This window comes from Companilactobacillus halodurans (assembly GCF_009600995.1).
Classification (GTDB): domain Bacteria; phylum Bacillota; class Bacilli; order Lactobacillales; family Lactobacillaceae; genus Companilactobacillus; species Companilactobacillus halodurans.
Map to the genome: position 1 here is coordinate 1 of NZ_VDFO01000078.1, position 2,319 is coordinate 2,319.

The 2,319-nt window shown below is 34.9% G+C and carries 3 protein-coding genes and 1 rRNA gene; all 4 read left to right on the forward strand.

Features of this window, described 5'->3' with window-relative positions:
- Nucleotides 1-7: 7 nt before the first annotated feature.
- The 4 genes from rrf to FHL05_RS12295 all read left to right on the forward strand — a co-directional run bounded on the left by rrf (nucleotide 8) and on the right by FHL05_RS12295 (nucleotide 2,217).
- Nucleotides 8-124: ribosomal RNA gene (gene rrf, locus FHL05_RS12280) — 5S ribosomal RNA — on the forward strand.
- A 168-nt stretch (nucleotides 125-292) separates the two neighbouring features.
- On the forward strand, nucleotides 293-844 hold the full coding sequence (locus tag FHL05_RS12285) for a GNAT family N-acetyltransferase (RefSeq protein WP_153386756.1): 552 nt from the start codon (nucleotides 293-295) through the stop codon (nucleotides 842-844).
- A 61-nt stretch (nucleotides 845-905) separates the two neighbouring features.
- Entirely contained in the window at nucleotides 906-1,751 is an 846-nt protein-coding gene (locus tag FHL05_RS12290; protein WP_153386754.1) for an aldo/keto reductase, read from the forward strand.
- 139 nt (nucleotides 1,752-1,890) lie between these two features.
- Nucleotides 1,891-2,217, forward strand: a complete 327-nt coding sequence (locus tag FHL05_RS12295) for a PepSY domain-containing protein (RefSeq protein WP_162000309.1) — start codon at nucleotides 1,891-1,893, stop codon at nucleotides 2,215-2,217.
- Nucleotides 2,218-2,319 lie beyond the last annotated feature (102 nt).

The window sequence follows — 2,319 nt, forward strand, 5'->3', positions numbered from 1 at the left end:
AAAATAGTGTGGTGGCGATAGTGAGAAGGATACACCTGTTCCCATGCCGAACACAGAAGTTAAGCTTCTCCGCGCCGAAAGTAGTTGGTGGGAAACTACCCGCGAGGATAGGGAGCTGCCACGCAAGTTAAGGAATCGACAATGTCGATTCCTTTTTTCGTGCCTTCTTTTTTTAAAAATTGAATTGCTAATGATTTATGGAGAGTAAAGACAGAATAAGACAACTGTAAATGAAGTCTAGTTTGTGGTTAAATTGTTAACTATAGAATACTTTATAGAGAAGGTACCACAAATGATAAAATTTCGACAAGCAACAATAGATGATGCAAAAGCTTTAATTGACATTTATGCACCATACATAACAAATACCACGATTACTTTTGAAGATGAAATACCTACGGTTGAGAACTTTCAACAAAGAATCAGAGAAATATCGCAGACTTTTCCTTATTTAGTCGCTTTAGACGAGGATAACAAAATTCTTGGTTATGCATACGCTCATCTTTATGGACCAAGAGCTGCCTATGCTTGGACGACTGAAGCTAGTATTTATGTTGATCAGAATTACAAAGGACATGGACTAGGAACGACTTTATATCAAAAATTGGAACAAATCCTCAAGAAGCAGCATGTTGTTAATTTACTAGCGTGCGTGACTGAAGAAAATCTTAACAGCATTAAATTTCACGAAAAATTGGGTTATAAACAAGTAGGAACTTTTAAAAAGGTTGGCTTCAAATTCGGTCGTTGGCTTGATGTAACTTGGCTGCAAAAGACTTTGAATCAACGTGCTGATGTTATGGGACCAATTATTCCTATTGATAAAGTTGATATTTTGGAGTAAATGCTTGACCTCAAGTTGACTTGAAGCTTTATAATAGTTTTTGTAATGGAAGGAGCATTTTATGACAAAATTAACTGATACTTTTGATATTAATAATGGTGTAAAGATTCCTAAGGTAGCTTTTGGTACTTGGCAGATTCCTGCAAGTCAAGCTTACCAAGCAGTTAAGGATGCAATCGATGTTGGCTACAGACACATTGATACAGCTCTAGCTTACGGAAACGAAAAAGAAGTTGGCCAAGCGGTCAAAGATTCTGGAGTTGAACGTGAGGATATTTTTGTTACTTCAAAATTGCCTGGTCAAACAAAGACTTATGATGGTGCTTTAAAAGACTTTGATACAACTATGAATAATTTAGGTTTAGATTATTTGGATCTCTATATTATCCATGCTCCATGGCCATGGAATGATATTGGTTCAAATCATGATAAGGAAAATCAAGATGTTTGGCGCGCCATGGAAGAAATTTATAAGTCCGGTCGTGTTAAGGCTATCGGTGTTTCAAACTTTAACGTTCATGATTTGGAGAATATTTTAGAAGTAGCTAAAGTAAAGCCAATGATTGACCAAATTCAGTACTATATCGGTTATACCGAACCAAAAATCACTAAATTTGCTCAAAGTCACGATATTTTGGTCGAAGCATATTCACCACTTGCTACAGGTGGCTTGATTCACAACCAAGATGTTTTGAAGATTGCTGAAAAGTACAATGTCAGTGTTCCTCAATTGGCAATTGAATTCGTCGTTCAAAATGGCGTTTTGCCATTGCCAAAGGCTGTTCATAAGGAACATATCGAATCTAATGCTAAGTTAGACTTCACAATTAGTGATGAAGATATGAAAACTTTAAATGCGATGCCTGATACAGCCCCATCACACACACATAATTCAACTCAAGGATAATAAATTGTTAAAATAATAGACCTCATAAATAGATTAAATATCTGTTTGTGAGGTTTTCTTATTAATTGCAATTGGCTGTTTGCTATTAGTATACTTATTGTGCATATAAGATTACTAATTAAGAGGCGGGGTGTTGGTTTTGAAAAAGAATTTATTAACTCTTGGATTATTATTGTTATCGGTGACGATTTTAGGTGGATGTTCGAGTAATCAAGCTTCATCAAACCAAACTCAGACAACAACTAAAAGCGAATCATTAGTCGATAGTACTAAAGTAAGTTTAAAATCGGCAATATCACTTTATCAAAAAACTTATCCAGATTCAGATATTACTTCAATCGAACTGGATAAGACTGTTGGTAAGCCAGTATATGAAATCGAAGGCGTTGACGATAATAAAGAATATAAATTAAGTATCAATGCCAAGAATAAAAAAATTTTACCGAAAATTACAAGAACAAGTTAGCCACTTGTCCAAAAATAAATACGAAATATATCAGTACCAGAAAAGTACATTTCTAAACTCCACAGAAACTAGTGAATAGTTCCCGTGGAGTTTTGTAGTTTA

Bases quoted from the DNA above. Each gene is read 5' to 3' on its own strand.
- FHL05_RS12285 (WP_153386756.1), top strand. From the start codon at position 293: ATGATAAAATTTCGACAAGCAACAATAGATGATGCAAAAGCTTTAATT.
- FHL05_RS12290 (WP_153386754.1), top strand. From the start codon at position 906: ATGACAAAATTAACTGATACTTTTGATATTAATAATGGTGTAAAGATT.